The 11948-nt window shown below is 45.6% G+C and carries 7 protein-coding genes; 4 read left to right on the forward strand and 3 right to left on the reverse strand.

Going from position 1 to position 11948, the window contains the following annotated elements; genetic code table 11:
- Positions 1-411 carry a flagellar basal body rod protein FlgB gene (flgB, locus tag W03_RS02605; RefSeq protein WP_244071131.1) on the reverse strand — a complete coding sequence of 137 codons (411 nt, stop codon included), beginning with the start codon at positions 409-411 and terminating at the stop codon, positions 1-3.
- A gap of 193 nt (positions 412-604) precedes the next feature.
- Between flgB and flgA the strand changes: the two genes are divergently transcribed.
- On the forward strand, positions 605-1339 hold the full coding sequence (gene flgA / locus W03_RS02610) for a flagellar basal body P-ring formation chaperone FlgA (protein WP_244071132.1): 735 nt from the start codon (positions 605-607) through the stop codon (positions 1337-1339).
- Between the two features lie 98 nt (positions 1340-1437).
- Here the strand turns inward: flgA and W03_RS02615 are convergent, their stop codons facing one another.
- Together W03_RS02615 and W03_RS02620 are read right to left on the reverse strand one after the other, a co-directional pair.
- A complete protein-coding gene (locus W03_RS02615; protein WP_244071134.1) occupies positions 1438-4932 on the reverse strand; it encodes a WD40 repeat domain-containing protein in 3495 nt (1164 codons plus the stop codon).
- Entirely contained in the window at positions 4925-6328 is a 1404-nt protein-coding gene (locus W03_RS02620) for a toll/interleukin-1 receptor domain-containing protein (protein ID WP_244071137.1), read from the reverse strand. Before W03_RS02620 ends, W03_RS02615 begins: the two co-directional genes overlap by 8 nt.
- Before the next feature lie 381 nt (positions 6329-6709).
- Between W03_RS02620 and glgC the strand changes: the two genes are divergently transcribed.
- The 3 genes from glgC to W03_RS02635 all read left to right on the forward strand — a co-directional run bounded on the left by glgC (position 6710) and on the right by W03_RS02635 (position 11868).
- Positions 6710-8020, forward strand: coding sequence for a glucose-1-phosphate adenylyltransferase (glgC, locus tag W03_RS02625; RefSeq protein ID WP_244071139.1), 1311 nt, complete (start codon positions 6710-6712; stop codon positions 8018-8020).
- Positions 8021-8062: 42 nt separating this feature from the next.
- The gene (locus W03_RS02630; protein ID WP_244071141.1) at positions 8063-9766 is read left to right on the forward strand and encodes a glycoside hydrolase family 57 protein; all 1704 of its coding nucleotides are present in this window, start codon (positions 8063-8065) and stop codon (positions 9764-9766) included.
- An 86-nt stretch (positions 9767-9852) separates the two neighbouring features.
- The gene (locus W03_RS02635) at positions 9853-11868 is read left to right on the forward strand and encodes an alpha-amylase/4-alpha-glucanotransferase domain-containing protein (RefSeq protein ID WP_244071143.1); all 2016 of its coding nucleotides are present in this window, start codon (positions 9853-9855) and stop codon (positions 11866-11868) included.
- Positions 11869-11948 lie beyond the last annotated feature (80 nt).

Here is an 11948-nt window from a genome sequence, read left to right on the forward strand (position 1 = left end):
TTATCTCTCCTGCATGGCTAGCATGATGTTTTTGAACTCATTATTGATAAATGATATGCTGGCATCATATTTGATTGCATTATCGGCGAATCGAGTACGTTCCATGTCCATATCGACAGTGTTACCATCTACGCTTGGTTGTAAGGGGTTTCTGTAAAGTAGGTTGTCTGCAAAAGTGTTTGCCGGACTAGAATTCATATGCAGCGGAGAGGTTCTATTTAAATCAACCTTGCCAAAAGTAGCGGTTAATCCGACTTTTTGATTGAGTACACTCGCAAAATCAATATCCTTTGCTTTAAAGTTGGGGGTATCAGCATTTGCTACATTACTTGAGAGCAATTCTTGCCTTGCAACTCGCAGCCCCAAAGCTTTGTGGTAAAAATTAAGTTCTTTATCAAGTTTATTAATCATTTTTAAGTTCAAGCAAAATGTTTTCTCGTTCTGCTTACAAGCACTTTTTGTGCCAGATATGGTGAAAGCTTTGAGTAGCTACTCAATCAGTGATAAAGGCAGGGAAAGATGGTTATCTTGACAGATAACTGATTGATTAATCATTTATGATGGACTTCCGTAGCGGCAATATTTGCCGTTACGGCAGAATTTAATGATGGATCCAATCGCAATGAATCTGAAGATAAAAAACCTGCTGCTATTCCTGTCGATGCTCATGCACAACGCTGTATTTGCATCCAATCATAGTGCTGAAGAGCAGCATCAAGACTTGTTACTCATTCGAAATGCAGTTGAAGACTTTGTTTATCGCAATACGGCAACACTAGCTGGGCAAGTTACAGTGAATGTCGACAAAATCGACAAATACCTGACTTTGCCGAAGTGCCCAGAGTTGCAACCTTTTATTCCACCTGGTAGTCGCTTATGGGGGAAAACATCGGTGGGGGTTCGTTGCAACCATCAGGATATTCATTGGACTATTTATGTTCAAACCGAAGTTAATGTAATGTCTGATGTATTACATATCGCACGACCCGTCTCGACCGGTCACGCTTTAACTTACGAAGATATTACTTCGCAAGCTGTAAACCTAACTCAAATGCCAGATGGCATATTCACGAATCCTGCCCAAGTTATTGGCAAAATTGCCACTACCAATCTTACTGTCGGTCAACCTGTTCGGCAGCATATGTTGCGCGCACCTTATGTGATACAAAGAGGACAGAAAGTGAGTTTAATTGTTACAGGACGCGGGTTTAGTGTCAGTTCGGAAGGAAGTGCCTTAAACGATGCGGCAGAAAATCAAGTTGTTCAAGTACGCAATAAATCGGGGCGTATCCTCAGTGGCATTGCGCGTTTAAATGGAATTGTTGAGATACAGCCGTAAATTGGATTTGTATCGACGCTATTCCCCAAAATATTCGATTACTTTGATTCATCGCTAAGGATTAATAGCTTTTATGCGATGAAAATGCATGACTAAAATCAGTGCATTTTTTCTAGCTTATCCGGCTTGATCGGCAAACCAGTGCATTGTTCCTTATACGCAATATCCACCGAAACCCAATCTTGCCATTCTTCATGGCTCATATTGCGATCCAATTTTTTACACAACGAATTCGCCCAACCTTCAAATACCTCCCATAACCGCAGTGTCTTATCCTGACTACCTGAGACGATACGCGTGCCGTTCGGGCTGAAGGCAATACTGAAAACCCCACCTTCATGGCCGGTGAGCGGTTCACCGATGGATTTACCGGTGGCTGCATCCCATAACCGCAGTGTCTTATCCTGACTACCTGAGACGATACGCGTGCCGTCCGGGCTGAAGGTAATACTGAAAACCCCACCTTCATGGCCGGTGAGCGGTTCACCGATGGATTGGCCGGTGGCCGCATCCCATAACCGCAGCGTCCGATCCTGACTACCTGAGACGATACGCGTGCCGTCCGGGCTGAAGGCAACACTCGAAACCCGACCTTCATGGCCGGTGAGCGGCTCACCGATGGATTGGCCGGTGGCCGCATTCCATAACCGCAGCGTTCGATCCCGACTACCCGAGACGATACGCGTGCCGTCCGGGCTGAAGGCGACACGCGAAACCTCATATTTATGGCCGGTGAGCGGTTCACCGATGGATTGTCCGGTGGCTGCATCCCATAACCGCAGTGTCCCATCGAAATCTCCCGAGACGATACGCGTGCCATCCGGGCTGAAGACAACACTTGAAACCCCATTTGTATGGCCGGTGAATGGTTTACCGATGGATTGGCCGGTGGCCGCATCCCATAACCGCAGCGTCCCATCCCAACTACCCAAAACGATACGCGTGCCATCCGGGCTGAAGGCAACACGCGAAACCTCATCTTTATGGCCGGTGAATGATTCACCGATAGATTGTCTGGTGGCCGCATTCCATAACCGCAGCGTCCCATCCCAACTACCCGAGACGATACGCGTGCCATCCGGGCTGAAGGCAACATTCAAAACCGCATCTGTATGACCGGTGAATGGTGCACCGGTGGATTGGTCGGTTGCCGCATTCCATAACCGCAGCGTTCGATCAGAATCTCCCGAGACGATACGCGTGCCGTCCGGGCTGAAGGCAACACTCAAAACCGCATCTGTATGGCCGGTGAGCGGTTCACCGATGGATTGTCCGGTGGCTGCATCCCATAACCGCAATGTCTTATCCTGACCACCCGAGACGATACATGTGCCGTTCGGGCTGAAGGCGACACTTGAAACCACACCTTCATGGCCGGTGAGCGGTTCACCGATGGATTGTCCGGTGGCTGCATCCCATAACCGCAATGTCTTATCCTGACCACCCGAGACGATACGCGTGCCATCCGGGCTGAAAGCAACACTTGAAACCCCATTTGTATGGCCGGTGAATGTTGCACCGGTGGATTGGTCGGTTGCCGCATTCCATAACCGCAGCGTCTTATCCCAACTACCTGAGACGATACGCGTGCCATCCGGGCTGAAGGCAACACTTGAAACCCCATTTGTATGGCCGGTGAATGGTTCACCGATGGATTGGCCGGTGGCCGCATCCCATAACCGCAGCGTTCCATCAGAGCCTCCCGAGACGATACGCGTGCCATCCGGGCTGAAAGCAACACTCAAAACTGCACCCTCATGGTCGATGAATGGTTCACCGATGGATTGGCCGGTGGCCGCATCCCATAACCGTAGCGTTCGATCAACATTACCCGAGACGATACGCGTGCCATCCGGGCTGAAGGCAACACTTGAAACCCCATTTGTATGGCCGGTGAATGGTTCACCGATGGATTGGCCGGTGGCCGCATCCCATAACCGCAGCGTCCCATCGAAATCTCCCGAGACGATACGCGCGCCATCCGAGCTGAAGGCAACACTACGAATAGGTATGGGGTTTTCCCGAATGAAAATCTGAGAATAAAATTTACGATATTCTTTTTGCAAGACTTCATCCGTGTAGGCAGAGCGTGCGATTCTGTGACCCGCTAACACTTTAAGCAATCCCTGGATTGTTCCACCGGGTTTCAAGCCAGAAGTGATGGCGCTCCCTTCGATCCCTAAACGCATCGCCGTCGCATCCCGAAACGCTTGTTGCGCTTTTCCTTCCGCCTCAAGCGCTTTTTGCCAAGCGTTATACATGAATCCGGCAAAGATCGATAATGTGAGTATCAGTACAAAGGCTCCCACTCCTCGGAGCCAAAGTAATCGTTGTCGCCTCAGCGTTTCCTGTTTTTGTTGACGGTCTTGCCGGTGTTGCAGCGCGACTCGAGCCAGAAGATCATGCACTAACTCAACGCGATCGCCTTCCTCTAGGGATTCCCGGCGGATCAAGCGCCTATCGATTAACGTCTGTATTTGTTCTTTTGTTGCCAGTTGTTGAGCTTCTATCGAACGTTCCGGATAGGATTGGCGCACGCCATCCAAGGTAATCAGATTGTGTTCAACAAAATCACGTATCGATTCAGGCAGGTCATAGAACGCTTGATAGTAAAAGCGCTCCACAATGAAATCGCCTTTCCTGGCTAAATCGCCGGTTGATAATTGTTTGTTGTTGACATTAAGTCGTTCTGCATTTAAACCGGAGCACATCAGGCTGAGCAAAGCCGGTTCTACCTGGTTTTGTGTATGCCGCCGTTTTAGCCCTAATTCCGTTGAAGCTTGCTTGCTGGTCAAGTAACCGACGATATTTCGCGCATCGTCCTGCGTAACCAGTTGGCCGCCGGTTTTGATCACGGCGTTTTCTGCTTGCGAACTTGACATAGGTAGCAAGCGATAACGGTTTGGCCCCAGCCGAGGAATCAAATCCGTCCATTCTTCCAGATCGGGGAGATAATCTTCTCGCAGCGAAATCAGGAAACGATAATGCTGCACATCTAAATTGAGCTGATCATACAGAGCATCATCGGTATACAAACGTTCAGCGATTGCTTTGGGAATGCGATTTTCGATCAGATCGCCAAGTTCATAGAACAGTTGCTTTTGTCTTTCGGAATCTTTAGCACCGAGCGTGAAGATTTCTTCGAATTGATCCAGCACAAATACCGGTGTCCAACGTCGCCCTAGTTTATCGCGCAAATCAAAATCGAGACGGTGAAGCTGACTCCACAGGGAGTGTTCTGCACTGAGACTGATCAATGGATCGGATGCTTGCGGTAAAAATATGTTCAGTTGCTCGTAAAAATGTTTAGCGATTTGTACGGATACCGTGGCAGCCATGTCTTCATGACTCAAGCGAACATACACTGGTAACAATCGTTCCTTGCGCAGGAGTGGAAATAATCCTGCCTGCAGCAGAGAAGATTTACCCAAACCGGACTTGCCGAATAGCACCGTGACCGGCGCGGACAGCACATAATGCAACAGAGATTCGCTTTCCTCATCGCGCCCGTTAAAAAATGGCGCGGCCTCTTCGGGAAACGCATTCAGCCACGGCCAGGGGTGTTCTGCATCGATCTGAAGTAAATCAGACATGCGAGGCTTCCAAAAAGAGACGGATGCGTTCTCTAAATGCTTCGTCAGCCTCAGGACTCAAAATTCCACGAGGCGCATGAAATAGATGTTTGTCGAAAAAGGTAACGGTATCCCCATCGGAGATTCGTGAATAGGCTTTTTTTTCAGGAAACTCTGTATCGATACCGACAGGTAATATGAAAACATCTTTAATGCTGCGAGCTTGTTCCAGTGCAGTTTTCCATTCATCCCAAAAGACACCTTCGCGACGCCTATCTGCTTCCTTGGAAAGAATCGGTATAAAAAAATCAGTTTTTTCGATGGCCTCAAAAATTCGGTCAGACCAGTCATCGCCCCCGATGAGTTTTTTCTTATCCAGCCACACGTCGCTAAAACCTAGATTGAGTAGTGTTTCAGCAATGCGGCGAGCTGAGTCTGCATTTTCACTAGCATAGCTTATAAATACGGTGGGACCTGGTCCGGTGGATTTCCGACGAGGAAAGACCGATGGTTTCGTCGATGAAGAAATCGCTTGGAAACTTTGCGACAATTTTTTGACCAGCTTCTCGGGTTGCCCTTCAAACCCCAGTGTATTGGGGCTATATTGGGTAAGAAATGTGTGTAATCCCATATCCTCAGCGTTGGGGCATAGAAACTCCAAGGTATCTTTAACATACAGACGATTATCATTGACTAGACGAAATATGGCACGACCCAACCAATCGGGAAAATTACAATTGATAAACAGTTTATCGCGGCGACGTAATTCAGACAGTATGCTGGCAAAGCGACGCGCAGCACTGGATTGCAGAAGAAACATATATTCCAAGGCATCTTCTTCATGCATGGCAAAGCCACTGCCAACATTGGTACATGAGCCTAACATCTGAAATATGCCACGCTCGCCTTGGCGTAGTAAGGATAAGTCCGCCAGGGACTCAGAGGCATCGCGAGGAGAGAATATGCTCACGCGAGTAGTTTCTATGTTATGTGGATCTGTCATGGCTTGCTCGAGCAGATTATCTGGTGTCAAGCTGATGAATAAAGTAAATATAGGAAGGTTAGCCAGTAGCCGCAGACTTTCAGCAGGTTGCACAAGATTGCTGTAATGCGCCACAAGACGCGAAACTTCGCGTCGAATACGCTGATCAATTCCTTGACCCCCTTTGTTTGCGAGGATAATGGAAACCGCTTTATGCAAGGACCAGGTATGTTGCAGGATTTCCGGTTGTGGCTCGATTTGGAAGATTCTTAGTAAGTCTGAGGTGATTAATCGGTAAAAAGGTAAAGTTTGATTCTCATAATCGACCATCAATGCATCTGGGCCAATGATAGGAATGACATTTCCTTCTCCTATCGAACGTTTCAAGGAAAACCAATTGGCATCACTGAATTCATTCACTGTATGTGTTTCCAATTAAATCTCCATTCTGAATTAATCCTTTTTATGAGCCATTCTAATCAAACGGGATATGCGTTTCTGCCCAATGATAAGTTAATGGTTGATAAGTGTACTGAGGTTGTATTTCCAATGCTAGTTTCTATAGGAAATATAGTAGCCTCTACGATCAGTATAAAATCTTAACTTTCTTTTCCTGTAATTTTCATGGGATTTCATTGCAGCTATCAAAAAAATGTCACACGTATGTGCTAATTTGATAGAGATAAAAAAATCATTACCAAAATCCAGTTACTGATATTAGAAGTTGCCATAATGCGATACCATACGTGGATATAAGGAGCCTGTTATTTAAAATGACAGCGCTTGATAGCCATAAAATGTGATAGGACGTTGTATATGATTAATCAGCCTGGTACTAATAGCTCTTCCGGTAGCCGCAATCATAGTCACGCAGCGCATAATGATACGCTTGCTCTGGTTTTGGCGGGTGGACGTGGCAGCCGCCTGCATCAGTTAACCGATTGGCGTTCAAAACCAGCGGTTCCTTTTGGCGGAAAGTTCCGCATTATTGATTTTCCATTGTCGAATTGCGTCAATTCAGGCATTCGGCGTATTGGTGTGGTGACACAATACAAAGCACAAAGCTTGATTCGGCACATTCAGCACGGTTGGAGCTTTCTCGATGGAAGATTTAAAGAATTTGTCGAGTTATTGCCAGCACAGCAGCAAACGGCTGATGAAACCTGGTATCAAGGTACTGCTGATGCGGTATTTCAAAATCTGGATACGTTGAGAAGACACGATGCAAAATACGTGTTGATTTTGGGGGGCGATCATGTATACAAAATGGATTACAGCAAACTGTTAGAAGAACATATCGAACAGTCAGCTGATATGACTGTGGCTTGTCTCGAAGTCCCGGTGCAAGAAGCTGGTGCTTTTGGTGTCATGGGTGTGAATGATCATTGGCAAATTACCAGTTTTGCTGAGAAGCCGGACAACCCTATACCGATTCCTGGGCATCCGGACAAAGCATTGGTCAGCATGGGGATTTATATTTTTAATGCTGAGTTTTTGTATCAGCAATTGATTCGCGATCATCATGTCCATGAATCTTCGCATGATTTCGGTAAGGATTTGATTCCCTATATGGTTCCACGCTACCGCGTTTTCGCGCACCGTTTTTACAACAGTTGCGTCAACATGTCCTCAGGCATTCCTTATTGGCGCGATGTCGGAACGATAGATGCCTACTGGGAGGCTAATTTGGATTTGACTTTGGTGACGCCGCAGTTGAATTTATACGATGTCGACTGGCCTATCTGGACGCACCAAGAACAATTGCCACCAGCGAAATTTGTGTTTGATGATAATGATCGGCGCGGGCAAGCACTAGATTCTTCCGTATCCGGCGGTTGCATCATCAGTGGTGCGACAGTGCGCCGGTCGCTATTATTTTCAAATGTTAAAGTGAACAGCTACAGTATCATTGAGGATTCCGTCATATTACCCGATGTGGTGGTTCATCGTAATGCGCGCTTACGCAGAGTAGTAGTTGAGAAACGTTGTGTCATTCCAGAAGGATTGGTTGCTGGCTATAATCCTGAAGAAGACCAGCAACGATTCCGTGTTACTGAAAGAGGTGTCACGTTAATTACATCAGAAATGCTAGGGCAAAACTTATATGAGTACTCGCAGAAATTCTAATTTTTTTGACCTATCTATGAATAACAATTACTTATCCGTTAAATGAAAAAACTGAATCTCGTTTTCTTGTGGCATATGCATCAACCGGATTATCGCGATCACGCGACACAGGAATTTGTATTGCCGTGGGTTTATTTGCATGCTATCAAAGATTATACGGATATGGCATACCACCTTGAGACGCATCCTCAAGTAAAAGCCGTAGTTAATTTCGTACCGATTTTACTGGATCAGTTGGATGATTTTGCGCAACAGTTTTCCACAGGTAAAATGCGCAACCCATTACTAAAACAGTTATCGAACCCTCGGCTTGAAGATATTTCCATTCAAGAACGCATTTATCTCCTTGATAGCTGCTTTCTGAGCAATCATGAAAATATGCTAAAGCCGTATCCGAGCTACAGGCGTTTGTATGAGTTCAGTCAAGCTTTTAGTAAGTACAATGACAATGAACTGGGGTATATATCCGGGCAATACTTTGCTGATCTCCTTGTTTGGTACCATATCGTGTGGATGGGAGAAAGTGTGCGCCGACATAATGTTTTTGTTCAAAAGCTACTGGAACAAAACAAAGGATTCAGTTATCAAGATCGTTTGCAATTATTCAATTTGATTGGCGATTTGATCGGTGATTTAATTCCACGCTATCGTAAGTTGGTGGAGTCCGGGCAAATCGAACTATCGACAACGCCGCATTATCATCCTTTGGCACCGCTGATGATCGATTTTTCATCGGCAAAAGATAGTCAACCAGATATCTTGATGCCAGATTGTTCGAGTTATCCTGGCGGACAGGATCGTGTGAATTTTCATTTGACTTCCGCATTGCAAAGCCATGCACGTTATTTTGATCATGAGCCTTGCGGTATCTGGCCTGCTGAAGGAGCGATGTCGACGGCTCTGCTTGAAATGATGGCGCAACAAGATTGCCGGTGGAGTGCCAGTGGGGAAAACGTTTTAATCAATAGCTTGAGAGCTTCTTGCCCAGATACACCGCTACCAGGCAAAAATAATTATTTGTACCAGCCTTATCGGATTGCTGGGCAGGCATCATCTATGGTTTGCTTTTTTCGTGATGATCGACTATCTGACTTAATTGGCTTTGAGTATTCCAAGTGGTTCGCACCGGACGCCGCAAAAAATTTTGTACAAGAATTAGAGCATATTTATCACAATGACATTGGCGATCGAGATCCTATTGTCAGCGTTATACTTGACGGTGAAAATGCTTGGGAGTCCTATCCTTATAATGGATATTATTTTCTGCAGGATGTGTATCAAATGCTGGCACAACATCCGTTCATTCGTACCACTACCTATCGTGATTATATTGCGGATAACCAGAATATCGAGCGGGCGGCAACTTTAAATAAATTGACTGCCGGAAGTTGGGTATACGGAACCTTCTCTACTTGGATTGGCGATTATGAAAAAAATAGCGCTTGGGATTTGTTGTGCGCGGCTAAACGCTGTTTCGATCAAACCATGGAAAGCAATGTACTGACGGAGGAAGAAAAAGAATTAGCTATTCGTCAATTGTCATCATGCGAAAGCTCTGATTGGTTTTGGTGGTTTGGTGATTATAATCCGGCACATTCTGTTGCCAGCTTTGATCAATTATTCAGAAAAAATCTTATGAATCTGTATCGTTTGCTCAAATCACCAATTCCGCCCGAATTACTTGATCCCATCAGTAAAGGTAATAATGAAAGCCAAGACGCGGGAGCTATGCGTCGATCCTCGTAAATACTGCTCAGGATTATTGCGGTAAGTAAAGTTTTGATCGGCGGCGTAGTTATTTTATTTTTAGAACAGTAACTGGGAATCACTAAATGTCACAACGTGTATCGTTACTTTTTGGTGTGCATGCGCACCAACCTGTAGGCAATTTTCCCAGCGTCTTAATAGACGCTCATTTGCGGTGTTACAAGCCTTTCTTGCAGGTACTTTATCGCTATCCAGATTTTCGTTTTGCGATTCACTTATCCGGTTGGTTGTTGGATTATCTTTTAGCAAATTATCCGGAAGACATGACACTGTTACAACAGATGGTGGCGCGCAACCAAGTAGAACTTTTTGGTGCAGGCGATACCGAACCGGTGTTAGCGGTGATTCCTAATCGGGATCGTATCGGACAGATTCAAACTTTTTCTGATAAATTAGCGCAGAAACTCGGTCAGCGGCCACAAGGCGCTTGGTTAACGGAACGTGTTTGGGAATCAACGGTCATTCCGGCATTAGCCGATTGTGGTATTCGCTATGTAACAGTCGATGATTACCATTTTGTTTGCGCTGGAAAAACACTCACAGAGCTCAACGGATATTTCACTACCGAAGAAGGCTCGCAAAAGCTGGATCTGTTTCCAATTTCCGAGGCGCTGCGCTATAAAATTCCTTTTGCGCCAGCCGAAGAAACGGTCGCTTATCTAGAATCTTTGGGGAATCAAACTACTACGCATGCGCCAAGTGCGGCTATTTATTTTGATGATATCGAAAAATTTGGTATCTGGCCTGAAACCTATCATTGGGTATATGAGAAAGGATGGCTGGAACAATTCATTCAAAAAGTTTTAGCTTCCAACATTATTACCACACAACATTTCAGTGAATATCATGCCGCGGAAAGAACGCGAGGTATTGTTTATCTTCCGACTGTTTCCTATATCGAAATGAATGAATGGACTTTACCGGCCACAGCCGCGCATGCTTATGCGGATTTGACGCAACAAGCAAAATTGCAAGGCTGGTATGAGCAAAGAAAAGCATTTTTACGTGGAGGTATCTGGAAAAATTTCTTTTCCCGTTATCCCGAATCGAACTGGATGCATAAACGGATGCTAAGTCTTTCGGCGCGTTTCGCAAAATTACCTATAAAGCAGCAAACGCTAGAAATGCGGCAAAAGCTTTATGAGGCGCAAGCTAATGATGCTTATTGGCATGGCATGTTTGGCGGATTATATCTGCCGCACTTGCGGCGTGCCATTTACAACGCCATGCTGGCGTTGGAGGCGATGTTGGATGCCTGCAAATCTCGCCCTAAATCATATGTGGAGGATACTGATCTGGATGGCACGCAAGAGGCTTATTTGCACAATGCATTGCTACAAGCAGTGGTCAAATTGGATTCATATGCGAGTATCTGTGAGCTTGATGCTTATGCGTTGCAGCATAACTTTGCCGATACATTACGCCGCCAGACCGAGCATTATTATCGGAAAATTCAAGATGGCCATTGTGACGCAACTCATCAAAGCAACGAAGGTATTGCTTCGGCGCACGATCGAATCAGTTTCAAACATGAGATCAGCGCACAAGACATTCTAGCTGACGATCATCCGAGGAGGTTGTTCGTCGATTTTGTGGGTAGTCATCCGGTTGCTTATAATTCGAAAAGCCCTGTGCTGAAGAACTTAGATTTTGTATCGCATAACAGTCCAGTGACAGTTCGCAAACATTTCACACTCAAGAATAATCAACTCCATGTGCTGTATCGGTTTGATGATAAGGCAAAACAAACATTCCAGACTCAAATCAATCTTGCAATGCCGAGTTGTGACGGTATGGGCGGGCGATATCGGTACCGGCAAGAAATCCTAGGTGGCTTCGGTCAATGGATTGAATTATCCGATTTGACAGAAATTATGCTAGATGACGATACGCTAGGCGGTCATGTTGTGCTAAAAACCTCTGCTCCCATCAATCTACGTGCGTATCCGCATTTTTCTGTATCGCAATCGGAAAGTGGTTTTGAAAAAATCATGCAAGCTGTGACACTCGAATTGGAATGGCAGACTAGTATTCAGGAATTGACGGTTACGCTCGCAATTTATGCAAGAAATCATGCGTAATACTTTATGATTATCTTGCTACATGAAAATTAATTTGTCAGTTCATGCTGTATTCTGACAGGAATAGATTCTTACTAATA

The organism is Nitrosomonas sp. PY1 (genome assembly GCF_022836435.1).
In the GTDB taxonomy this organism is placed as follows: domain Bacteria; phylum Pseudomonadota; class Gammaproteobacteria; order Burkholderiales; family Nitrosomonadaceae; genus Nitrosomonas.

Coding starts and splice junctions, on each gene's coding strand:
- flgB (WP_244071131.1), bottom strand. CDS start 411: ATGATTAATAAACTTGATAAAGAACTTAATTTTTACCACAAAGCTTTG.
- flgA (WP_244071132.1), top strand. CDS start 605: ATGATGGATCCAATCGCAATGAATCTGAAGATAAAAAACCTGCTGCTA.
- W03_RS02615 (WP_244071134.1), bottom strand. CDS start 4,932: ATGTCTGATTTACTTCAGATCGATGCAGAACACCCCTGGCCGTGGCTG.
- glgC (WP_244071139.1), top strand. CDS start 6,710: ATGATTAATCAGCCTGGTACTAATAGCTCTTCCGGTAGCCGCAATCAT.
- W03_RS02630 (WP_244071141.1), top strand. CDS start 8,063: ATGAAAAAACTGAATCTCGTTTTCTTGTGGCATATGCATCAACCGGAT.
- W03_RS02635 (WP_244071143.1), top strand. CDS start 9,853: ATGTCACAACGTGTATCGTTACTTTTTGGTGTGCATGCGCACCAACCT.